Annotated in this window: 19 protein-coding genes; 2 read left to right on the top strand and 17 right to left on the bottom strand. The window is 45.1% G+C overall.

What is annotated here, in order from left to right; genetic code table 11:
• Positions 1-28 precede the first annotated feature (28 nt).
• Entirely contained in the window at positions 29-814 is a 786-nt protein-coding gene (locus tag L3V23_RS13455) for a general secretion pathway protein GspB (RefSeq protein ID WP_102966187.1), read from the bottom strand.
• Entirely contained in the window at positions 814-2,439 is a 1,626-nt protein-coding gene (locus L3V23_RS13460; protein WP_102966186.1) for an ExeA family protein, read from the bottom strand. Before L3V23_RS13460 ends, L3V23_RS13455 begins: the two co-directional genes overlap by 1 nt.
• 88 nt (positions 2,440-2,527) lie before the next feature.
• Here L3V23_RS13460 and L3V23_RS13465 point away from each other — a divergent pair, with 88 nt between their 5' ends.
• Entirely contained in the window at positions 2,528-3,745 is a 1,218-nt protein-coding gene (locus L3V23_RS13465) for a multifunctional CCA addition/repair protein (RefSeq protein ID WP_102966185.1), read from the top strand.
• Positions 3,746-4,204: 459 nt separating this feature from the next.
• Here L3V23_RS13465 and eno read toward each other — a convergent pair whose 3' ends face one another.
• From eno to rlmD, 5 genes are all read right to left on the bottom strand, one after another.
• Entirely contained in the window at positions 4,205-5,506 is a 1,302-nt protein-coding gene (gene eno / locus L3V23_RS13470) for a phosphopyruvate hydratase (protein ID WP_042484599.1), read from the bottom strand.
• An 80-nt stretch (positions 5,507-5,586) separates the two neighbouring features.
• Positions 5,587-7,227, bottom strand: coding sequence for a CTP synthase (locus L3V23_RS13475; protein WP_042484602.1), 1,641 nt, complete (start codon positions 7,225-7,227; stop codon positions 5,587-5,589).
• Positions 7,228-7,431: 204 nt separating this feature from the next.
• On the bottom strand, positions 7,432-8,235 hold the full coding sequence (gene mazG / locus L3V23_RS13480; RefSeq protein ID WP_102966184.1) for a nucleoside triphosphate pyrophosphohydrolase: 804 nt from the start codon (positions 8,233-8,235) through the stop codon (positions 7,432-7,434).
• Between the two features lie 111 nt (positions 8,236-8,346).
• Positions 8,347-10,569 carry a GTP diphosphokinase gene (relA, locus tag L3V23_RS13485; protein ID WP_102954070.1) on the bottom strand — a complete coding sequence of 741 codons (2,223 nt, stop codon included), beginning with the start codon at positions 10,567-10,569 and terminating at the stop codon, positions 8,347-8,349.
• Positions 10,570-10,686: 117 nt separating this feature from the next.
• Positions 10,687-12,006, bottom strand: a complete 1,320-nt coding sequence (rlmD, locus tag L3V23_RS13490; RefSeq protein WP_102966183.1) for a 23S rRNA (uracil(1939)-C(5))-methyltransferase RlmD — start codon at positions 12,004-12,006, stop codon at positions 10,687-10,689.
• A 162-nt stretch (positions 12,007-12,168) separates the two neighbouring features.
• Between rlmD and barA the strand changes: the two genes are divergently transcribed.
• Positions 12,169-14,955, top strand: coding sequence for a two-component sensor histidine kinase BarA (gene barA, locus L3V23_RS13495; protein WP_180980311.1), 2,787 nt, complete (start codon positions 12,169-12,171; stop codon positions 14,953-14,955).
• 98 nt (positions 14,956-15,053) lie between these two features.
• Here barA and acpS read toward each other — a convergent pair whose 3' ends face one another.
• From acpS to L3V23_RS13545, 10 genes are all read right to left on the bottom strand, one after another.
• The gene (acpS, locus tag L3V23_RS13500; RefSeq protein ID WP_102940939.1) at positions 15,054-15,431 is read right to left on the bottom strand and encodes a holo-ACP synthase; all 378 of its coding nucleotides are present in this window, start codon (positions 15,429-15,431) and stop codon (positions 15,054-15,056) included.
• A gap of 5 nt (positions 15,432-15,436) precedes the next feature.
• On the bottom strand, positions 15,437-16,168 hold the full coding sequence (gene pdxJ / locus L3V23_RS13505) for a pyridoxine 5'-phosphate synthase (protein ID WP_102966181.1): 732 nt from the start codon (positions 16,166-16,168) through the stop codon (positions 15,437-15,439).
• A gap of 17 nt (positions 16,169-16,185) precedes the next feature.
• A complete protein-coding gene (gene recO, locus L3V23_RS13510) occupies positions 16,186-16,917 on the bottom strand; it encodes a DNA repair protein RecO (RefSeq protein ID WP_042484621.1) in 732 nt (243 codons plus the stop codon).
• A gap of 81 nt (positions 16,918-16,998) precedes the next feature.
• The gene (gene era, locus L3V23_RS13515) at positions 16,999-17,976 is read right to left on the bottom strand and encodes a GTPase Era (protein WP_102954065.1); all 978 of its coding nucleotides are present in this window, start codon (positions 17,974-17,976) and stop codon (positions 16,999-17,001) included.
• Positions 17,969-18,646 carry a ribonuclease III gene (gene rnc, locus L3V23_RS13520; RefSeq protein WP_042484626.1) on the bottom strand — a complete coding sequence of 226 codons (678 nt, stop codon included), beginning with the start codon at positions 18,644-18,646 and terminating at the stop codon, positions 17,969-17,971. The genes era and rnc overlap by 8 nt, the downstream gene beginning before the upstream one ends.
• Before the next feature lie 36 nt (positions 18,647-18,682).
• Positions 18,683-19,582 (bottom strand): signal peptidase I, encoded by a 900-nt coding sequence (gene lepB / locus L3V23_RS13525; RefSeq protein WP_102966180.1) that lies wholly within the window; start codon positions 19,580-19,582, stop codon positions 18,683-18,685.
• 95 nt (positions 19,583-19,677) lie between these two features.
• Positions 19,678-21,471, bottom strand: coding sequence for a translation elongation factor 4 (gene lepA, locus L3V23_RS13530; protein WP_102954064.1), 1,794 nt, complete (start codon positions 21,469-21,471; stop codon positions 19,678-19,680).
• Positions 21,472-21,585: 114 nt separating this feature from the next.
• Positions 21,586-22,056, bottom strand: a complete 471-nt coding sequence (locus tag L3V23_RS13535) for a SoxR reducing system RseC family protein (RefSeq protein ID WP_042484635.1) — start codon at positions 22,054-22,056, stop codon at positions 21,586-21,588.
• Positions 22,053-23,018: a sigma-E factor regulatory protein RseB gene (gene rseB, locus L3V23_RS13540; RefSeq protein WP_102966179.1), complete on the bottom strand. Its 966-nt coding sequence runs from the start codon at positions 23,016-23,018 to the stop codon at positions 22,053-22,055. The genes L3V23_RS13535 and rseB overlap by 4 nt, the downstream gene beginning before the upstream one ends.
• Positions 23,015-23,632 carry an RseA family anti-sigma factor gene (locus tag L3V23_RS13545; RefSeq protein WP_042484641.1) on the bottom strand — a complete coding sequence of 206 codons (618 nt, stop codon included), beginning with the start codon at positions 23,630-23,632 and terminating at the stop codon, positions 23,015-23,017. The genes rseB and L3V23_RS13545 overlap by 4 nt, the downstream gene beginning before the upstream one ends.
• Positions 23,633-23,652 lie beyond the last annotated feature (20 nt).

A 23,652-nucleotide genomic window follows, 5' to 3' on the forward strand; every position in this document is an offset into this window, starting at 1 on the left:
ACCAGTGCTGACTGAGAGGCAGTAAAACCTATCCTTGCCAGTGGTAGAGCGCAGGAATTTCTATCAACTGTTGCTCGAACTGCACCAGTGTTGTTTGAGGGTTAATTTCTACCAACATCACACCATCTGACAACATATCCCCTTCGTGATATTCCACACCATTCATTTTTATCCAGCGTTTACTTTCAGAGCTAGCATAAACGTGGGTCTGAAAATCCATCGCGGGTAATTGACCTGAGTACTTATCAGCATTTTGCACCAAGGATATCGCTCTTGAGTGACTGCTTTTTGAAGCTGTGCCACTGCTTTTTATTGCAGACTCTACCCTCATCGCAAGCGCAGGAGATAAGCCACTCAGATCCAGTTGTTCGAGATTTAACGGGGCATTCTCTTTCTGCACTGAAGTTGAGGACGCTGATGTTTGATCGGCTGTCGTTTCATTGGTTTGCTTAATATCGAATGATGGAGCGTCTTCCGTTTCAGCTAAAACCTGTTCAGTTTGAGCAGGAATGAGATAGGTACTTTTTAACTCTGTAAACTCAGGATAAGGCAGAAACTCTACAGGTGCTGGAATTTGTTCCACTAACGCAGGCTGGTTCATTACTTGCCTGATATTCTGTTGCTGAAGTTGATAACTTTGATAGCTCAGCAGCGATACAGTTACTGCACTCGGCACAATCAGCAATAAGCTGTGATACCAACGGAAAAGCTGGGGCTTCTCGGCTGAGATAGTCGCAGAGCTATACCCATGAGTCATACTATTAGACTGGTAACCTTGGTGTGACGATTTCAACGCATTCATTACTTGCGACATTATGCACCTCCTACCAAGTGTAACGAACCGAGTTTAGGAGCGTCCAGTTTAGGTGCATCTTGCTGAGTAAGCAGTTCTAGACGACGCAGAGTTTGCTCCCCCGCGATGCCATCCACATACATATTCTGCCAACGCTGGAATAAGGAAACCTTACGCTTTACTTCGTCATCAAACACTTGTGTTTCCCGTCCCGGCTCGCCCAGAATTTGCGATAACTTGCGGTCAAGAAGAGCTATTTCCTGCCCTTTCATTCCGCTCTTTAAGGTTTGTTTAAAACTGGCTTGCCAAGTTAGATGAAACTCACCATTCCACAACGGCGATATCCACTGCTTATCAATACGTATATGCTCGTCATTCACTAGAAATTCTAGCTCATCTCCATTTAAGCGATACAACACTGCGTAACTCGGCTTGTTATCAACCTCAAGCGTTAGCACCACCGGCATATTGAGCTGAGAGAGTGTCTGCCAATCACCTTGACTTGGCATGCATTGCAAGAGCGATGAAGTATCGGACTGACAAAAAGTATCTGTTACCGATGCCTGATACCCCCAAACCGCATAAAGAGTACGCAGCGCACTGCTTAGGTCCTCAGCTTGAATGAGAACCTCTTCTACTTGTTTTGGGAATACCGTTTCTTGCAGCGCTGGTTTTGCTTCTGGCAGAGGCCAATGATGAGCCACCTGCTCATTGATGAGAGGTGAAAGCCAATACGCACTTGCGGCAGCTAAAGAAAGGCCGATTAAACTGCACGTCACAGCAACGAAAGGAAAACGCGGAGAAGAAGGTTTTGCATCCGAGCGCTGGTAGACCGTTGATTGAAAGCTCATCACTTGCTGGCAAGCCCATTTTACTCGCTCTAAACCGAGTTCTTTTTCACCAGCCTTGAATGCACCTTTCAAGCTGTTGTCACAGACTAAATTAATCAGCCGCGGAATTCCGTGGGTTTCACGAGCAATCCACTTGGCGCATTTGTTAGAGAACAAATTCCCATCGCCACCCGCTTGCTGCAGGCGAAAACGTATGTAATGAGCCGTTTCGACTTCATCGAGAGGTAGCAGATGATATCGACCAGTAATTCGCTGTGCTAGTTGGCGAAGCTGAGGCAATTGAAGTTTCTGTTGCAGTTCAGGCTGACCTATGAGTAACACCTTCAACAGCTTTCGACTGTCTGTTTCTAGATTGGTCAGCAGTCTTAGTTGTTCTAACACATCAGGTGCAAGGTGCTGTGCTTCATCGATAATCAGCAGGACCTGAATACCGTCGGCGTGCTTTTCCAAAAGAAATTGGTTAAGAGCCTGACTGAGTTTTTTGAGCGTCGCTTTTTTCCCGTAACTAACGGAAAATTCATCACAAATGGCTTCCAGTAGCTCTTGCTCTGAAAAGGTTGGATTAAGAATAAATCCAGCTTGAGTATTGGCAGGCAAATTATCCAGAATCGCTTTCGCTACGGTCGTTTTCCCCGTACCAACCTCGCCAGTCAACATGGCAAAACCACCACCGTCACCCAATCCTTCTTGCAGATGGGAAATAGCCTCTTGGTGACGTTGACTTAAATACAAATAGCGAGAATTCGGCACAATTGAGAAAGGTAACTCAGCTAAACCGAAAAATTGTTGATACATACCCCTGCCTCTATCAAAGTGATTAAGCGCAAAGTATCATTGCCACTGATGATTATCCAATGACATTAATGATTTTTGAGGCGGTTTAGTGCAAGTTTACCTAGTTGGCGGCGCCGTTCGCGACAAACTACTCGACATTCCGGTTTACGATAAGGACTGGGTTGTGGTGGGAAGTAGTCCTGATGAAATGTTAAGCCAAGGCTTTACCGCCGTTGGCAAAGACTTTCCTGTCTTCTTGCACCCTAAAACCAAGCAAGAATACGCGCTTGCCCGTACCGAGCGAAAATCAGGTGCAGGTTACACTGGCTTCGAATGTCACTTTGCACCCGATGTTACGTTGGAAGAAGATCTGATCAGGCGCGATCTCACGATTAATGCGATGGCACAAGCCGAAGATGGCACACTTATCGATCCTTATGGCGGTCAGCGTGATCTTAATGATCGCATTCTACGCCATGTATCAGACGCCTTTATTGAAGATCCGCTGCGTGTTCTACGCTTAGCCCGCTTCGCAGCAAAACTTTCTCATCTTGGCTTTAGGGTTGCAGAAGAAACCATGGCTCTTATGGCTCAAATCGCGAGTAGTGGCGAGCTTGAGCATTTAACCGCAGAACGTGTATGGCAAGAGTGGCATAAGTCCCTCTCGACTAAGAATCCTGAAGTATTTCTGTCTGTACTGAGAGATTGCGGTGCGTTGAAGGTGGTACTTCCTGAACTCGATCGTCTGTTTGGTGTTCCTCAACCGGAAAAGTGGCATCCAGAAATTGATACAGGTATTCATACACTTATGGTGGCGAAACAAGCGGCTCAGCTCTCTTCGTCTCTGACAGTGCGATTTGCCGCGCAAGTGCATGATTTAGGGAAAGGTGTAACACCTGAGTCTGAATGGCCAAGCCATAAAATGCATTGCCATACAGGCATTAAAATCATCAAGAAACTGTGCGAACGAGTACGTGTGCCGAATGAATTTAAAGAACTGGCGCTATTGGTTTGTGAGCAGCACTCAAACGTCCACAGAGCGGCAGAACTGAAAGCCAGTACCAAACTCAAAATTCTCAATAAACTCGACGTATGGCGAAAGCCAGAGCGTTTAGAAGAAGTGTTACTTTGTTGTCAGGCAGACCATTCAGGTCGTTTAGGTTGTGAAGAGAATCCTTACCCTCAAAAAGCAATATTTGACGCTGCCTATCAAGCCGCACTCAGTATCGATGTGAAGGATATTATTGCCGATGGCTTTCAGGGCAAAGCGATTCGTGATGAATTAGAGAAAAGACGGATTGAGGCGATTTCGTTACTTTCTAAATAGTCGAAACAGGGAATGAGTATCCCTAATCTTATTTACCAAAAGAAGTTAATTTTCAAGACAGGTTTGATGGAACAAATTTACAAGGGCATGGATGCCCTTGTCTAAGCGCACAGGGAAGTCTTGAGCGCTTTGTGGAATCAATCCTGTTTTGAATGTCACCTTACTTTTCTTTACGCAAAAAAAATACCTCGCCTAAGCGAGGTATTTATAAAGAACTATAAAGCTAAGCTAGTAATTAAGCTTGGCCTTTAACTTATTTAGGACCGCTTCTTGTAAAAAGAAAGGGGAGCACGACCAGCTAGTGCTTCTTCGATACGGATAAGTTGGTTGCTTTCTTTTAGGTATAGCAGCAACACGGTCAGAACGGCTCATCGCTCTTAATCACCCGTATTAAAACAAAAACCCCCGCCGAAGCGAGGGTTTCAAAGTTTATATAACCAATATTAACTCAACTAAGAATTAAGCTTGGCCTTTAACTTCTTTAAGACCGTTGAAAGGAGCACGACCAGCTAGTGCTTCTTCGATACGGATAAGTTGGTTGTACTTAGCAACACGGTCAGAACGGCTCATAGAACCAGTTTTGATTTGACCTGCAGCTGTACCTACCGCTAGGTCAGCGATAGTTGCATCTTCAGTTTCGCCAGAACGGTGAGAGATTACTGCAGTGTAACCTGCATCTTTAGCCATCTTGATTGCAGCTAGAGTCTCAGTTAGAGAACCGATTTGGTTGAACTTGATAAGGATAGAGTTAGCAATGCCTTTCTCGATACCTTGAGCAAGAATCTTAGTGTTAGTTACGAATAGATCGTCACCAACAAGTTGGATCTTGTCGCCTAGAAGTTGAGTTTGGTGTGCGAAACCATCCCAATCAGACTCGTCTAGACCATCTTCGATAGAAACGATAGGGAATTTCTCAACTAGACCAGCTAGGTAGTGGTTGAACTCTTCAGAAGAGAAAGTTTTACCTTCGCCTTTCATGTTGTAGATGCCAGCGTCTTTGTCGTAGAACTCAGATGCTGCACAGTCCATAGCTAGAGTGATGTCTTTACCTAGAACGTAACCAGCAGCAGCAACTGCTTCTGCGATAACTTCTAGCGCTTCAGCGTTAGATTTTAGGTTAGGAGCGAAACCACCTTCGTCACCAACTGCAGTGTTGTAACCTTTAGACTTAAGAACTTTAGCTAGGTTGTGGAATACTTCCGCACCCATACGTACAGCTTCTTTAAGAGTTGCAGCACCAACTGGTTGAATCATGAATTCTTGGATATCAACGTTGTTATCTGCGTGCTCACCACCGTTGATGATGTTCATCATTGGTAGAGGCATAGAGAATTGACCTGCAGTGCCGTTTAGCTCAGCGATGTGCTCGTATAGAGGCATGCCTTTAGCTGCTGCTGCTGCTTTAGCGTTTGCTAGAGATACAGCTAGGATTGCGTTAGCACCGAAGTTAGATTTGTTTTCAGTACCATCTAGGTCGATCATGATTTGGTCAATAGCAGCTTGGTCTTTAGCATCTTTACCAACTAGAGCGTCAGCGATAGGACCATTTACAGCAGCGATTGCTTTAAGAACACCTTTACCTAGGAAACGTGATTTGTCGCCATCGCGTAGCTCAAGAGCTTCACGAGAACCAGTAGATGCGCCAGATGGAGCTGCCGCCATACCAACGAAACCGCCTTCTAGGTGTACTTCAGCTTCTACAGTTGGGTTACCACGTGAGTCGATGATTTCACGACCTAGAACTTTAACGATCTTAGACATTAATGTTTCCTCTCGTTGAATTTAAATGTCAAAACTATAAAGGACAGCTGCACAACTTAAAGCAACTGTCCGTATCCTTGTTACTTCTCAGATTCACCGCGTTGGAACTCACCCGCTGCTTTCACGAAACCAGCAAATAATGGGTGACCATCACGAGGGGTTGATGTGAATTCTGGGTGGAACTGCGCTGCTACAAACCATGGGTGAGCAGGGTTCTCAATCACTTCAACCAATTTCTTGTCAGCAGATAAGCCTGATACTTTTAGGCCAGCTTTTTCAATCTGCGGACGAAGATTGTTGTTTACTTCATAACGGTGACGGTGACGTTCATGGATCGTCGCGCTACCGTATAGTTGGTAAGCTTTAGTACCTTTTTCTAGGTGGCATAACTGAGAACCTAGGCGCATTGTGCCGCCAAGATCAGAAGTCTCAGTACGCTCTTCAACGTTACCTTCACTATCTACCCATTCAGTAATCAAACCTACCACAGGGTACTTAGTGTTTTTGTTAAATTCTGTTGAATGTGCACCTTCCATACCAGCAACGTTACGAGCGAACTCAATAAGCGCTACTTGCATACCTAGACAGATACCTAGGTAAGGAACCTTGTTTTCACGTGCGTATTGAGCAGCCATAATCTTGCCTTCAATACCACGGTCACCAAAGCCACCCGGAACCAAGATTGCATCAAGACCATGCAGAACTTCGAAACCACGAGTTTCTACGTCTTGAGAATCTACATATTTAATCGTTACATTCAAACGATTTTTTAGGCCAGCATGTTTCAGTGCTTCGTTTACCGATTTGTAAGCGTCTGGTAGTTCAATGTACTTACCAACCATACCAATGGTGACTTCACCCGTTGGATTCGCTTCTTCGTAAATAACTTGTTCCCATTCTGACAGATCAGCTTCAGGAGCATTGATACCGAAACGAGCACAAACTAAATCATCCAAGCCTTGAGATTTAACCAATTGAGGGATCTTGTAGATAGAATCTACGTCCTTCATTGAAATTACTGCTTTCTCAGAAACGTTACAGAAAAGTGCAATCTTCTTACGCTCGTTTGCTGGGATCATACGGTCGCTACGACATACTAGGATGTCTGGCTGAATACCGATAGATAGCAGTTCTTTTACAGAGTGTTGAGTTGGCTTAGTTTTCACTTCACCTGCCGCAGCAAGGTAAGGTACTAGAGTCAAATGCATGAACATTGCGTGTTCACGACCTACTTCGATTGCCAACTGACGAATCGCTTCCATGAATGGTAGAGATTCGATATCACCAACTGTGCCACCAACCTCAACGATAGCCACATCGTGACCTTCGGAGCCCGCGATTACACGGTCTTTGATAGCGTTAGTGATGTGCGGGATAACCTGAATGGTTGCACCTAGGTAATCGCCACGACGCTCTTTACGTAAAACGTCAGCATAAACACGACCAGCAGTAAAGTTATTGCGCTTGGTCATCTTAGTACGAATAAAGCGTTCATAGTGACCAAGGTCAAGGTCTGTTTCAGCGCCATCTTCCGTGACAAACACTTCACCGTGTTGAGTAGGGCTCATTGTGCCTGGATCAACGTTGATGTAAGGGTCAAGCTTCATCATAGTCACTTTAAGACCACGAGCTTCTAAAATAGCCGCAAGCGATGCTGCTGCAATACCTTTACCTAGTGAGGATACAACCCCGCCAGTAACAAAAATATAATTTGTCGTCATGTTTAACCTGAAATTGGTTGAATGAGGGAAATGGATTTCTTCTGGACGGGACGAAACTATACCAGAACCCAATTACCGCCACAACGTGAAATCTATCACACTCAGTTTTTAATTTTTTGCTTCAAATCAAATAGCCTTATCGCAGAATGCAAACAAAGTAATTTAATTGGGTTAATTTTGTCTCAAAAGGCCGTATTCAGAACGTCATTCAAGACCTTTCTCCCGTCTTTTTACTCGCTCCCACATGCCATCTAACTCTTGCAATGAAAAGTCCGTCAAAGTTTTATCCTGCTCTCTTACTTGAGCCTCAACACCTTGAAAACGCTTTACAAATTTACGATTCGCCTTAGTTAGAGCCACCTCTGGATCTTTCTTGAGGTGACGGACTAAATTCACCGTGGCAAACAGCAGATCACCCAGCTCCTCTTCGACTCTTTGCTCATCAACATCAATATTGATGGCTTCAGCAACCACTTCTTCAATTTCTTCATGCACTTTTTCCACAACAGGGCCTAAAGTCTCCCAGTCGAATCCGTATTTTGCGCATTTTTTTTGAATCTTATTCGCTCGCGATAACGCTGGTAGCGATTGTGGTATAGAGTCTAGAATACTTTGCTCGCTTTTGCCTACTTGGGCTTTTTCGAGGGATTTTTCCTTTTCCCAATTGGCATTCAGTTCTGCTTCATCAGCAAATTTTGCATCTGAAAAAACATGAGGATGACGGCGAGTCAGCTTTTCATTCACCGTCTCCACTACATCGCGAAAATCGAATAGCCCTTGTTCCTGAGCCATCTGACTGTAGAAAATCACCTGAAACAGTAAGTCACCCAGCTCTTCTTTTAAATTGGGCCAATCTTGATTGTGAATGGCATCTACCACTTCATAGGTTTCTTCAATGGTATATGGAACAACGCTTTCAAAGGTCTGCTTCTTATCCCAAAGACACCCTGTTTCCGGGTCACGCAATTTCGCCATAATGTCGACTAACTGCTCGATTGGATGACTCATATCTGTTTCCTTATAAATAAATATCCACCAGAAAAACCAGTGGTTTAGAGATAGAAAAGAAAAAGGTAAGTGGCGAACCACTTACCTTTCATTTCAATCTGTTATTTAGAGCTAGCCAAGGCGTTTGACGAGCATAACGTCTTTCACTTGTTCTAGTCGCTTAGACACACGAGCCAAAATTTCGATGTTGTTAACCTCTAGCTCGAAATCCATGATCACGATTTGACGTTTGTAGTCACTACGGCTCTTCATGGTAAGTACTTTCACCTTCTCGTTTGCCAGCAGACTAGTAATATCTTTTAGCAAGCCCACGCGCTCCATCGCTTCCACTCGTAAGGTCAGGATGTAAGAACCCATAAATCCAGCCCCCCAAACGGTATCAATAATACGTTCTGGTGCGTGGTGACTCAGTTCTTCCAACTGCTCACAGTCGCTTCTGTGTACCGAAATGCCCCGACCTTGAGTGATATAACCTTTGATTTCATCACCCGGAATCGGCTGACAACAACGCGCTAGATGGGTCATCAGGTTATCGACGCCTTCAACCACGACGGCATCTTTTTGCGGACGATGAAGAGTTGCGGATTTCGACTCATCTCCCTTGAGCTTCTCAAGTACCAGTTTGTCTTCTTCTTCCGCCGTCGGCTTATTCACTAGCGCATTGATGTGGTTAACGATCTGGTTAATACGTAAATCGCCACTACCAACACCGACATAAAGTTCGTCAGCACTGTTAACGTTAAAACGTTTCAGAGCATATTGCTCCGCATCTTTGAGCGTCGCACCGATTTTAGCTAACTCTGTTTCTAGAATTTCGCGTCCAGCTTCAAGGTTTTTCTCACGGCTCTGTTTACGGAACCAAGCATTGATCTTCGCACGAGCACGGCCAGAATGAACAAAGCCCGTTGCAGGGTTTAGCCAGTCACGTGACGGGTTAGGTTCTTTCGCTGTGATAATTTCGACTTGGTCACCCATTTGAAGTTTGTGGGTGAATGGCACAATACGCCCACCTACTTTGGCACCGATACAACGATGTCCCACTTCAGAGTGAATGTGGTATGCGAAATCCAGTGGCGTTGCTCCCATTGGCAGGTCGACAACATCCCCACGCGGTGTAAAGGCGTAAACGCGGTCGTCAAATACTTGGCTGCGAAGTTCATCCAACATCTCGCCGGAGTCAGACATCTCTTCTTGCCAATCAATCAGTTTACGCAGCCAAGTAATTTTCTCGTCGTAACCACTGCGACCACTGCTAGCACCTTCTTTATATTTCCAGTGCGCAGCAACTCCTAGTTCAGATTCTTCATGCATTTGCTTAGTTCGGATCTGAATCTCAATGGTTTTGCCTTCAGGGCCAAGAATCACCGTATGAATCGACTGATAACCGTTCGGTTTCGGGTTCGCTACATAATCATCGAACTCACTCGGCAAATGCTTAAACTGGGTATGAACCACACCAAGTGCGGCATAACAGTCTTGCAGCTTATCCGCGATGATACGCACGGCGCGCACATCAAACAGTTCATCAAATGCCAGATTCTTCTTCTGCATTTTGCGCCAGATACTGTAAATGTGCTTCGGACGCCCACTCACTTCAGCATTGATGTTCGATGCTTTCATTTCCGCGCTCAAGTTATCAACGAAGTCACGGATGTATTGTTCACGAACAATACGACGCTCAGACAGCTGTTTCGCGATCTGTTTATAAGTATCTGGTTGTTGGTAGCGGAATGCGTAGTCTTCGATTTCCCACTTAAGCTGACCTATACCTAAACGGTTCGCCAATGGTGCATAGATGTTGGCACACTCTTTTGCCGCTGAACGACGAACCTCATCCGGTTGATCTTTCACTTCACGAAGGTTACAGATTCGCTCTGCAAGCTTGATGACCACGCAACGGAAGTCATCCACCATTGCCAGCAGCATGCGACGTACGTTATCGACTTGTGCTGACGCTTCACTGCCTTGCATGGTGATATTGAGTTGACCAATCGCTGCCATCTCTTCGACGCCAGCAATTAATTTAATGATCTCTTTACCGTAATGTTCTTCAACTTCTTCGCGATCCACTAAGCCACTGGTCGCAATTGGGAACAGCAACGCCGCCACCAGCGTTGGACGATCCATCGATAAAGTGATCAAAATTTCGATCATTTCGCGACCACGCCATAACAATAGCGGGCCTTTAGCGTTACCCACCAAGAAATGCTCACATTGGTGATATACCTCTGTAAGTTTTGCCGCTGTTTTTGGGTCTTGCCGTAAACTAGAAATCCACTTTTCTAGCTCAAACTGTTCGTCTGGGTTTAAGTGTGCGCTACGTACCGCGACCATCTTTTTATCCTAATTCTTATAATTTGCGAGCTATTCTACTCTGGTTAGACAACAGAAGTCCGTTACCTAACCAAGTTTTACACTTTTGCTTTTTTACTTTTTACTGTTTACAAATAGCTATATTTTTACAAATAGAGCCATTGATTCTAAATGGCTGGTATGTGGGAACATATCCAACATACTGAGTTTTTTCAGCTGATATCCCTGCTCAAATAAGCTTTGGCTATCACGAGCAAGCGTAGCAGGATTACACGAAACATACACAACTCGCTCAGCACCTAAACTGGCAAGTTGGTCAACAATACCTACCGCGCCTGCACGAGCCGGATCAAGCAGAACCTTATTAAACTGCTGCTGTGCCCAAATTTCCCCTGCGAACTCTTGTTCAAGATTTGCCTGATAAAATTCAACATTCGTAATCTTGTTGTGCAGAGCATTGCTTTTCGCAATCTCTACCATTTCATCCACACCTTCAATTCCGACAACTTTATCGGCTAACTTTGCTAACGGCAGGCTGAAGTTACCTAAACCGCAGAACAAATCTAACACACGATCGTCTTTTTGAACGTCCAACCACTCAAGCGCCTGTTCAACCATTTCTTGGTTAACCTGCTGGTTTACCTGAATAAAGTTGCTTGGCAAAAACGGTATAGTGACGCCCACTTCTTGATAGTAAGCCTGTTCACCCAGCACTTTATCCAGTTGATTAGCATTCGGCATAACATAAAGGGTTAACTGATGCTGCTGCGCGAATTCTTTTAGCGCAGAAAGGTCTTTATCCGCTAAAGGTGATAAATGACGCAGCACCAATACCGACGTATTGTCGCCTTTCACCAGTTCAACGTGACCAAGCTGGTCAGGCTTTTTAAAGACACTGAGCAGAGATTTCAGTTCCGGTAACAACGCATTTAAGCTGGGTTCTAGCACAGCACAATCCGTCACGGTGACAATCTCTTTACTCTGCTTACGGCGAAAACCGAACTGAAGTTGCTGGCTTTTCTTATCCCACATCATGCTGATACGAGCACGGCGGCGATAACCTTTATCGACACCAGAAACCGGAGCCGAAAGCGCAAGTTCTTGTCCTGCGAATTTAGTCATCAACTGACTCAGGGTTTGCTGCTTATGTTCAATCTGAGCGTCACGCGACAGATGCTGCAAATCACAACCACCGCACTGAGCATAATGAGGACAGAAAGGTACAGTGCGCTGCTGGCTTGGCTTAAGCACTTTAATCAGCTTTGCGCGTGCAAACTTACTTTTACTTTCCGTCAGCTGAATTAGCACTTCTTCATCCGCTAATGCGCCATCGATAAAGACGGGTTTCTTATCCAGATAGGCAATACCTGCGCCTAAATGATCGAGTTTCTGAACGCTCACTGCTTGATGTTTTGTCTCTAAAGCGCTGCGCTTTTTCGGTTGGAAGAAACGTGCCATGTTCTGTGCCTAATGTATTAGTTTTTGCCCCAGCGTCACTATTCTGCTTGGGGAGCATTGTCGAAGCTAAGGTTCTTGAATTAAGCTAACCATAATTTGAGTAGTTGGCTAGCTGCAAAGTTGGCTATTTTCCCATATCCACACCATGATGTTTAGACAATAATGACCAGATACGGCTTACGCGCACGTGTAATTACACTCACTTTGGCTCCAACCTTGATTATCGGGCTACTTTTGAGTGCGTTATTCTCATTCAACCGATATCACGATTTAGAGACACAAGTGCTCAACTCGGGTGCAAGTATTATCGAACCACTGGCAATTGCCAGTGAAGAATCGTTAAAAAACCAAAGCCGTGAATCGGTAAGACGCATCATCAGCTACGCACATCGTAAAAATTCGACCATAGTGCGCAGTATTGCGGTATTTGATGCCAACCACGAACTCTTCGTAACATCGAACTTCCATCCGAACTTCGAATCTTTGATGTATCCGAAAGATAAACCGATTCCGGTACTGAGCAGTTCTCAGCTCGATGAAAATACACTCATTCTGCGCACCCCAATTCTTGCAGAAACTCTGTTCAGTGACAGCGCGGCAAAAACATCGTCTGCTCCGGTTTTAGGCTATATCGCTATTGAGCTCGACCTATCTTCACTGCGTTTACAGCAGTATCAGGAAATTTTCTCGGCCTGTTTGGTATTGATTCTTGGTCTGGTGTTGTCTGGCGTGTTTGCATTCCGCTTGATGCACGATGTTACCCGCCCAATTATTCATATGAAGAACGTGGTTGACCGCATCCGTCGCGGACATTTGGATGTGCGAATTGAAGGTCGCATGCACGGCGAGTTAGATGACCTCAAAAAAGGTATCAACGCCATGGCTGTGTCTTTATCTGAATACCATGTGGAGATGCAGCACAGTATCGACCAAGCAACCTCTGACTTACGTGAAACTCTGGAACAGCTTGAGATTCAAAACGTTGAATTAGACATTGCGAAAAAACGCGCGCAAGAAGCCGCACGCGTGAAGTCTGAATTCCTAGCCAACATGTCACACGAGCTGCGTACCCCACTGAATGGTGTGATTGGCTTTACACGTCAGATGTTGAAAACTCAGCTAACCAACAGCCAAGCGGATTATCTGCAAACCATCGAGAAATCAGCCAATAACCTGCTGACCATCATCAACGATATTCTCGACTTCTCGAAACTGGAAGCAGGCAAACTGGCACTGGAAAATATCCCATTTGAGTTCCAAGACTCGCTGGAAGAAGTGGTCAACTTGCAGGCGGCGAGTGCACATGAGAAAGGGCTGGAAATCACGCTTAAAGTGGATCCGAAAATTCCAGCAGGCTTGGTGGGCGATCCACTGCGTATTCAGCAAGTACTCACTAACTTGGTTGGTAACTCCATCAAGTTCACCGAACGTGGCAACATTGATATTAGTGTTGAATTGCGTTCTCAGCGCGATGATTTCGTTGAGCTGCAATTCATGGTTCGTGATACCGGTATTGGTATTTCAGAGCGTCAACAAGCTCAGCTTTTCCAAGCTTTCAGTCAAGCCGATGCCAGTATTTCTCGTCGTTATGGTGGTACGGGGCTAGGTCTGGTTATTACCCAAAAACTGGTAAGCCAGATGGGCGGTGAAATCAGTTTAACCAGCCGTCTTCACCAAGGCTCTACCTTCTGGTTTAACTTACGTCTGATGACCACAGATTTACCGATGCACGACTGGCTTGATCCACAAGCTCTGCGCAATAAACAAATACTGCTTGTTGAACCTAACATGCAAGCGGCTTCTATTGTTCAGCACACCTTAGTTCAAGCTGGATTAAATGTGGTTTATCGTTCAGCGATTCCAACCGAATCTGAACAGTACGACTATGTTTTGCTCAACCTTGCGCCAAGTAAGGAAACGGATCAATCACTGGTTGAGCAATGGGTGGAGAAAGCGTTGTCTATCGCGGCAAACGTGGTTGTTGGCACGCCGAGTACCGAATTGGCACTGGCGGATCTGTTAATGCAGAAATATCCAGTGCAATGTATTACCAAGCCACTGTCTCGTAAGAAACTGCTTCAGACACTGATCGCCAATCAGCCAACGCGAACTGAAAAAACTGTTGAACTCATTCCTCATATTGAAAAATTGCCACTCACAGTTATGGCCGTTGACGATAACCCCGCCAACCTAAAACTGATCACTGCACTGCTGCAAGAACGTGTGGAAACGGTGGTCTCATGCAATAGTGGCGAAGATGCGATTGAACGGGCAAAAGAGTGCCACTTCGACATCATCCTGATGGATATTCAGATGCCGAAGATGGATGGTGTCACTGCTTGCCACGAAATTAAGAAACTTAAGCTCAACACCAATACACCGATTATAGCGGTGACTGCACATGCGATGGTTGGAGAGCGTGAAAGATTACTGAAAGCCGGTATGGATGATTACCTCACTAAACCGATTGAAGAGCATATCTTGCAGCAAGTGTTACTGCACTGGAGTCCGAAACCAGAAACGAATGAAACCATCACGCTAGAACCTCAAGAACCGATTGAACTGGATGAGATTCAAGTTGAAAAACCAGCACCAGTCAATGCGACGGTTGCGATCGACTGGTCGCTAGCATTAAGGCAGGCGGCAAACAAGGAAGATCTGGCTAAAGACATGCTCAAGATGTTGCTCGCTTCTTTCAAAGAGATCAATCAAGTGATTGAGATAGCTCTCAACGATGATGAATACCCTGCCACAGATTTACTGCATCATATTCATAAGCTCCACGGCAGTTGCTCATACAGTGGCGTTCCTCGCCTGAAAAAAGTATGTGAGACCTTAGAGCACACCCTGCGTTCAGGAGCTCGCGTGCAAGATGTTGAGCCAGAACTGTTTGAACTTCAGGATGAAATGGAAAAAGTGGTAGCAAGCGCTGACCCATATTTGGTTTAAGAGATATCACTTAGTTATCTTGTAGCCAAGAACTCGCGCATAGAAAAAGAGGTGCTTTAAGCACCTCTTTTTATTGAATCTGAAAACTCTTATACGGATTAAGATTCGAGAATCACCGTCGCTACTGCGTAATGACGTTCATCTGAAATAGTAAGGTGTACAGAACGCACCGAAGAGGCTTGAGCAATTTGTTGTGCTTTTCCCGATAAGGTAAGAACTGGCTTACCATTCTCATCATTGCTGATTTCAAAATCCTGAAAACTCACACCATGAGCGATACCTGTTCCTAAAGCTTTTGAAGCCGCTTCCTTAGCCGCAAAACGCTTAGCCAAATAACGCCCTTTCTGCTTTAGGTGAGTAAACACGTCCAGCTCACTCTCAGTCAGAATTCGCTGCGCAAACGCATCACCACTGCGGTTGAGCGCTTTTTCTATGCGCTCAATCTCCGCGATGTCTGTTCCTAATCCAACAATCATAGAAATTAGCGACGCGCGTCCAGCATGATGGCTTTCATGTCTGCAACCGCTTTTGGTAAGCCATCAAACAATGCACGACCAATGATTGCGTGACCGATGTTCAACTCATAAATTTCTGGAATTTCAGCAATGGCTGCAACGTTGTGGTAAGTCAGACCATGACCTGCGTTGACTGTGATGCCTTGATCAGAAGCGTAGCTTGCTGCCGCTGCAATCTTCTTCAGCTCGTCTTGTTGATCCGCTTCGTTTTTTGCATCAGCGTAATGACCAGTGTGAAGCTCGATAAACGGTGCACCACATTTCTTCGCTGCATCGATCTGTTCACGGTCAGCATCAATAAACAGAGACACTTTGATGCCTGCTTCTGTCAATTTTTGCGTTGCCGCTTTTACTTTCTCAAACTGACCAATCACGTCCAAGCCACCTTCAGTGGTTAGCTCTTCACGTTTTTCAGGAACAAGACAAACAAACTCAGGCGCTGTTTCTAAAGCAATTTCAACCATCTCATCTGTTACCGCCATTTCCAGATTCATGCGAGTCTGGATGGTTTCTTTCAGAATACGCACATCGCGATCTTTGATATGACGACGGTCTTCGCGAAGGTGAATCGTAATACCGTCAGCACCCGCACGCTCAGCAATTTCCGCTGCATGAACTGGATCTGGGTATTGAGTACCACGTGCATTACGCACTGTCGCGATATGGTCAATATTAACGCCTAAATAAATTGAGCTCATTTTCCTACACTCCGTGCTCAAGAGAGAGTCCCTCTTGAATTTAATTTTAGGGGAGTTGCTTGTCTAAACAACTCTCTGCTTTTTAATGGTTTGCCGCCAAGATACGGCTTTAAAGCGATACGTGTAAAGCGTTTTGCCGCCTGAAGTTGCTCTTTCGTGCTAAAGCGCCGCTCACTGATCGCGATTAATTCGTTACCGAGAAATGTTAGATTATCGCGCCTCACCGATGCAATAAACCCTTTCTGCTCTCGATATCGATAAGTCATATTGGGGTCAACCGGTTCTCCGGTTCCCGCACAATGCATAAAATCAACGCCGTAGCCCATGGCTGACAGCAAAGCCAGCTCAAAACGGCGCAATGCTGGCTCAGGGTTATCACTCTGCGCGAGTTCGGTCAGCGCGGTAAGATAGTCATGGAATAATCCGGGAGAAGGAACTTCAGGCATCAAGACTCGGCCAATAAGTTCATTCACGTACATGGCTGAATACAAACATATACCAGTTAAAGGTAATCCAAGGCTGATGGCTTCTGCCTGACGTAAGGTTTTCATTGAGCCATTACCCGACCACTTTAATAGTAGTGGCGTGAATGCCTGCAATGCGCCTTTGGTTGTAGATCGCTTACTTCTCGCCCCTTTTGCCATAATGCTTAAACGGCCATATTCTTCGCTGAATACGTCCAAAATTAAGCTCGTCTCGCTGTATGGGCGGCGGTGTAATACAAAGCAGCGCTGTAAACCGTCAGACATAGTGTGGAAATCCGTAAGCGGAAATATATACCAAGGGGGAAATAGTAAACTGGCCCCAATACATGGAGCCAGATTACAGGATTATAGGTCGTCGATATAGCCTAATGAACGAAGAGCTCGTTCATCATCAGCCCAACCTGATTTCACTTTGACCCAAGTTTCTAGGTAAACTTTGCGGCCAAACAGTTCTTCCATGTCCAAACGAGCTTCACGACCAATGGTTTTGATCTTTTCGCCGTTCTTACCAATCACCATTTTCTTCTGACCAATACGTTCAACCAGAATCAAAGCGTTAATATGGAAACCATCGGTATCAGGGTTGTAGTCAAAACGTTCGATTTCAACCGTTACCGAATAAGGCAGTTCCTCACCAGTAAAACGCATCAACTTTTCACGGATGATTTCCGAAGCCATAAAGCGTTGCGAACGGTCTGTCACATACTCTTCAGGGAAATGGTGAACCGCTTTCGGTAAATGATCACGTACGTGCTTACGCAGTACATCAACGTTTTTACCTAGTTTCGCAGAAATTGGCACCACATCAACAAAGTTCATTCGCTCAGACATTGCCTGCATGTGCAGCATCACTTCGTTGCGATCTTTCACGTTGTCGACTTTGTTTACACAAAGAATCACAGGGAAATTCGCTTTTTGAAGCTTCGTCAGAACCATTTCATCGTCTTCAGTCCAATGCGTACCGTCAACGAGGAACAGAACTAGGTTAACATCACTCAGAGAGCTGTTCGCCGCACGGTTCATCAAACGGTTGATCGCACGCTTCTCTTCAATATGTAACCCCGGTGTATCAACATAAATTGCCTGATAATCACCTTCTGTGTCGACACCCATAATACGGTGACGAGTGGTTTGCGGCTTACGTGAAGTAATCGAAATCTTCTGACCGAGGATATTGTTCAGTAACGTAGATTTACCCACATTCGGGCGACCTACGATCGCAACAAAACCACAGTGCTGGTTTTCTGGTATTGACGCTTCAACTTTGGCGTCGTCACCTTCTGATGCAAAGAATGCATCAATATCAAATTCTTTATCAGCCATTGCTTAATTGCTCTAGTGCAGTCTCAGCAGCCGCTTGTTCTGCCTTGCGGCGGCTGGTACCTTTACCAATCACAGGCATTCCAATACCTGCTACATCACACGATACAGTGAATTCCTGATTGTGTGCTTCACCTTTAATATTAGTCACTGTGTAAACAGGTAGAGGCTTTCTTCTGCCTTGCAAAAATTCTTGCAGGCGAGTTTTGGGATCTTTCTGTGACACACCAGGCTTGATCGCGTCAAGGCGAGTTTGATACCAGCTTAAAATAATGCCGCGAACCGCTTCAGTACCACTATCTAAATAAATAGCACCTATAATGGCTTCCACTGCATCAGCTAGGATCGAATCACGGCGGAAACCACCGCTTTTCAACTCGCCTGGACCTAATTTTAAGTAATCTCCTAGCTCGAATTCACGACCTAGTTCAGCCAGTGTGTGACCACGAACTAACGTAGCACGCATACGACTCATATCGCCCTCGTTGATCTTAGGGAAGCGATGATACAAGTCGTCAGCAATGACAAAACTTAAAATTGAATCGCCCAGAAATTCAAGACGTTCATTGTGTTTACCATTGGCACTGCGGTGAGTCAGTGCCAAATCAAGAAGCTCAGGATCTTTAAACTGATACGTGAGCTTTTTTTCTAATCTACTTACTGGAGAAGTCATACTCTCTCGATGTGTTGCGGGGCTGAAAAATCAGCCCTAGTTAATGCCACCGATGCGGCTTAAGCGCACACCAGTTGGAATCCAAGCAGGAATTACACTATTAGAATCTCGGTCAAACTCAAAGCTCACCCAGATAGCAACAGCTTTACCCACTAAGTTGGCTTCTGGAACAAAGCCCCAAAAACGGCTGTCAGCACTGTTGTCACGGTTATCACCCATCACAAAATAGTGCCCTTGTGGAACAACCCATTCATTCACACCACTACGTGGCGCATAACTACGTACATCATCAATACGTAGAGGGTTGATCAAAATATTGTGCTTTACTTCGCCTAGCTGTTCATCAAGTTGCATCATTGGAATGTTGTTCTGAGTGAACTCACTTTCCTGCACGTTTGATAGCTTAATAGGTTTACAAGTTGCTTCACCAGCACTTTGAACACAGATCTGTTTATCACGGCTATAACGCACAATATCACCCGGCATACCAACCACACGCTTAATATAGTCAATGCTTGGGTTTTGCGGGAACTTGAACACCACAATGTCGCCGCGCTCAGGCTTGCCTGTTTCCACTAACTGTGTGCGCCACACTGGATCTTTCAAACCGTACGCGTATTTTTCAACAAGAATGAAATCGCCTACCAACAGCGTTGGCATCATAGAGCCTGATGGAATTTGGAACGGTTCAAATACAAACGAACGCAGAACTAACACAAATGCGATCACTGGGAAAATTGAAACGGAATTCTCAATCCACCAAGGCTGTGGTGCGACTTTGGTCGTCAAACTGGTATCAATACTGTCGGGTTCGGCTTTTAACTGACGTGCCACGTTTTCATGGCGCTTCTTCGCCCAAACCCATTTTTCCAGCGCCCACACAATTCCGGTAACCAAGGTTACAAGAACTAAGATGAGTGAGAATGTATTAGCCATTGACTTCCCTTATCTAAAAAATACGAAAGTGAAAGAGCCGAGACTCTTTCACTTGCGAGTTTACATGTAACAAATCGGCAGATAAGACAAAACGATTAGTCTTTACCTACGTGAAGAATTGCAAGGAACGCCTCTTGTGGAAGCTCAACGTTACCGATTTGCTTCATACGTTTCTTACCTTCTTTCTGTTTCTTCAATAGTTTCTTCTTACGACTCACGTCACCGCCGTAACATTTAGCGATTACGTTCTTACGTAGCTGTTTCACTGTTGAGCGCGCGATGATGTGGTTACCGATAGCAGCCTGAATCGCAATATCAAACATTTGGCGAGGAATGAATTCTTTCATTTTCTCAACTAGCTGACGGCCACGAGTCTGAGCGTTGTCATGGTGAGTAATGATGGCCAATGCATCCACTTTGTCACCATTCAATAGTACGTCTACACGAACCATCTTCGACGCTTCGAAACGTTGGAAACCGTAATCCAGTGACGCATAACCACGAGACGTTGATTTCAAGCGGTCAAAGAAGTCCAGTACCACTTCTGCCATTGGAATATCGTAAGTCAGTGCCACTTGGTTACCGTGGTAAACCATGTCCACCTGCATACCGCGTTTTTCGATACATAAGGTAATAACGTTACCTAGGTATTCCGACGGTACTAAGATATTACAACGCGCGATTGGTTCACGAATCTCTTCGATGTCGTTGATCGCCGGTAGCTTCGCTGGGCTATCAACATACATGACTTGTTTGTTGGTCATTTCCACTTCATACACTACCGTCGGTGCGGTGGTGATCAAGTCGAGATCATATTCGCGCTCTAGACGCTCTTGAATGATCTCCATATGTAGCATACCTAAGAAGCCACAACGGAAGCCAAAACCCAGTGCTGCTGATGTTTCTGGCTCATAGAACAGAGACGCATCGTTCAGGCTAAGTTTACCTAGCGCATCACGGAAATTTTCATAGTCATCTGATGATACAGGGAACAGACCCGCATAAACCTGAGGCTTCACTTTCTTAAAGCCTGGTAGCGGTTTTTCACTGCCGTTTTTAGCCCAAGTCAGCGTATCACCAACAGGCGCACCTAGGATGTCTTTAATGCCACAAACAACCCAACCCACTTCGCCAGTGTTTAATTCGGTCGTATCAATCTGCTTAGGTGTAAAAATACCTAAACGGTCAATGTTCCAAACCTGACCAGTACTCATGACTTTGATCTTTTCGTTCTTCTTCAAACTGCCGTGTTTGATACGTACTAGGGAAACAACACCTAAGTAGTTATCAAACCATGAGTCAATAATCAGAGCCTGCAGTGGCGCATCTGGATCACCGACTGGCGCTGGAATTTTTGCAACGATTTCTTCAAGAACAAGGTCAACACCAAGACCAGTTTTCGCTGAACAGCGTACCGCTTCGATTGCATCGATACCGACAATATCTTCAATTTCTTCGGCTACACGTTCAGGCTCTGCTGCTGGTAGGTCAATCTTGTTTAAGATTGGCACTACTTCCAGATCCATTTCGATAGCCGTATAACAGTTAGCTAGGGTTTGTGCTTCTACGCCCTGGCCTGCATCAACAACAAGTAATGCACCTTCACACGCGGCTAGAGAGCGAGATACTTCGTAGGAGAAGTCAACGTGTCCAGGTGTGTCGATGAAGTTAAGTTGGTATGTTTCGCCATCATTTGCTTTGTAATCGAGCGTCACACTCTGTGCTTTGATGGTGATACCACGCTCACGTTCTAGATCCATAGAATCAAGAACTTGTTCTGCCATTTCACGATCACTTAATCCACCACATACTTGGATTAAACGGTCAGATAAAGTCGATTTACCATGGTCAATGTGGGCGATAATCGAAAAGTTACGAATGTGCTTCATAGGTTTGGGATGACTAAACTCTTTGCAAATTAGGACATATGAAAGGCGATTTGAAGTGCCCTTTCATTCAAGTTGGGCGATTCTACCCAATTTCCTTTGGGATCGCATCATAATTTAGGCAATTGGCTCTCCAAGCACTCTTAGCAGAACAACTTCTTGCTCTGTACGCTTTTCCAGCGAGCCAGACCAAGTTTTAGCAAGGCGTATACCTAAACCGATAAAGACAAGTGAAGTTAAAATGATGATCCCTTCTCCCATACCGAGCATGGGGGCAAGCCAGCTGTCAGCAAGCCAAGCTCCAAGGATCATCATTAAAAGAGGGACTAAATAAACCAACGCAGCGGACTGCAACAGGCTTTTTTCTGGAAAACCAATTTCAACCACCTGACCTTGAGATACGCTCTTATCCGTATCTAAATGCCAGCGTAATGACTTACCACCAATTGCTTTAGACACAATGCCTGTACCACAGCTTTTCGCCGATGAGCAGCTGCTGCAACTGGTTTTCTGTTCGCAACTTAGCTCAACATGAAAACCTTGTTCTTTTGTTTGTACAGCCATCACTGTGGCAAGTGCTGTCATCATTGTGGTGTAGCCTTGGTATTATCAAATACAACCGATTGAGCAATACGTTTAGCCGTCTCTGGTGGAATATCACCCACAACAGAAACCTCACGATCACCCTTAATAAACGTTTGTAAAGTACGACGCCCCTGCCTTACCAACTGTCCTTGCAGTGAGTGTTCATCACTAGAAGAAACATAGACAGAGAAACTGAATAAACCGTCTGAGAACATCTGATTCTCGACCACTCTTTCAGTATTGATCATTCGGTAGCGATTGAGATTGACAGATTTGAAGCCATCCGGCTTCCACCCTACCGACCAGAATGTCTCGTTTACCTTACTTTTAGGTAAGGATAGCACTTCAGGCAGTTGAACATTATCAAAACCTGCCATCAACTCTGCCAGTTTGTCACTGACTGAGTAAGAGATCGATCGATATTGCTCTAATACTTCACCGTAACGATCAACAAGATCAGCCCGCAACGGCAGGTGTGTTTTCTCGTCCACCCAAAGCATGTAGGAATATCTTAAACCGTCTTTAGGAACAATGCGCACCACTTGGCAAGGGGTTCCCGCTTCACGCGCTCGTCCCATTTTAACGAAGTCGTAAAACTGGCTAAGCTCAGTAACATTGCTATTGAGCATTGGTATGGTTGGAGCAACCATGTTGCCAGATTCGATAGTGAAAGGTTCTACTCCAGGTTCAATGTAGCTCACTTCATTATCACGCTGAAAAACTTCACGCATAGGGCCGCTCAAATAAACAAGATGAGCGTATTCCTTCTGCTCGTGTCGAGCATGACGATACAGCAAAGGTTCAATACTGTTTTTCTTAATCAGGATATAAGACAGTTCATAATTGAGATGTTGACTGGCCTCGTTCATTTGATGCAATAAAGCCTCTGCAGATTCGTCCTCTGCAAAGGCTGAAGTAGAGCTCAAACTGAACAGCGCCAACACACTGATCAGAAATTTTTTCATTCAGTTACCGGTTCGATTGAGTCTTGGTGTTGTCCCAAGCCCTCACTGTTTAATCTCAGTTGCAGTTCATAATCCTGAAGCATAGCGTTAACACGACGACGCTGCTCCTGAGCATTTGATTCTATACTTGGTCTTACTGACTCACGAGTCAGACTCACAGGTTCTACACTGCCAGATAAAGGAACTGTTTGCAGTACGGGAAAAGGTTGATCCGCAGCTGAAGAACCACTTGCACCATATTGTTGAACACCGATGATAGCAATCAAAGACACACAAGCAGCAACCGCCACCTGACCAAACGGCGATAACCATTTTGGTAGTTGTCGGCGCGCTTTATGCGGTGCAGGTTGTTCCTCTGACACTCGCATACTATCTAAATCGGTAACATTGGTATTGTATGGGGTATGAGCTGGTTCATTTTCCAACGCTAATGCCACACTTTCAGCGATATTCCATTCAGGTCTTTCGGGTGCATCGCCACGCATTACATCACCAATCAAGTGGTAATTCTTCCACGTTTCGATACTTTCACGATCGTTGGCTAATTCTTGAATTAGCAACTTGTCGACCATCTCTCCATCCATGAGAGCTGAAAGTTGTTGTTTGTCCGCCATTATTTTCACCATTATTTTCC

The organism is Vibrio sp. A1-b2 (assembly GCF_021726015.1).
GTDB lineage: Bacteria > Pseudomonadota > Gammaproteobacteria > Enterobacterales > Vibrionaceae > Vibrio > Vibrio diazotrophicus.